Origin of the sequence: Poseidonibacter ostreae, from assembly GCF_009208075.1 — a bacterium.
GTDB lineage: Bacteria > Campylobacterota > Campylobacteria > Campylobacterales > Arcobacteraceae > Poseidonibacter > Poseidonibacter ostreae.
The window spans coordinates 1-586 of sequence record NZ_WFKJ01000124.1 but is presented as its reverse complement, the minus strand read 5'-3'; the positions used below and the strand labels follow the sequence as shown (position 1 = coordinate 586).

At 27.3% G+C, this 586-nt stretch carries 1 protein-coding gene; it reads right to left on the bottom strand.

What is annotated here, in order from left to right; translation table 11 throughout:
- Positions 1-586 (bottom strand): pyruvate kinase (locus tag GBG18_RS15085; protein ID WP_255467402.1); only part of this gene is annotated, 586 nt, incomplete at both ends.

Sequence of the window (586 nt, the reverse complement as noted above, 5' to 3'; positions counted from 1 at the left end):
CTCATCTATATTCTCAACAGCATCAAATTTTTCTATTTTTGCAATTAACTTTCCTTTGTATCCATTTAAAAGTTCTCTTGCTCTTTTGATATCATTTCCATTTTGAACAAATGAAATTGCAAAGTAATCTATTTTATTTTCAACTCCCCATGCAATGTCAATTTCATCTTTTTTTGTAATTACATTAATATCAATTACTGTATTTGGGAAGTTCACACCTTTTCTTGAAGATAAAGTTCCATTATTTTCTATTCGAGCTTGAACTTCACCTTCTATTTGAATTACTTTTGCTCTAATTGTTCCATCATAAAGATAAATATACTCATCTATCTTCACTTTATTTAAAATATCTGGATAATTAATAGATACAACATAATGTCCATCACTTTTTTTATATCCAACTATTTCATCTTTTAAAAATGTAATTAAATCTCCACGTAAAAGTTCAAATTGTTCTTTTAAATCTCCTACTCTTACTTTTGGCCCGGATATATCTTGCAGAATTCCAACAGTAGTGTTTAAATTTTTCATAGCTGTTCTAATATTATTGAGTGTTTCTAAGTGATATTCATGACTTCCATGTGAA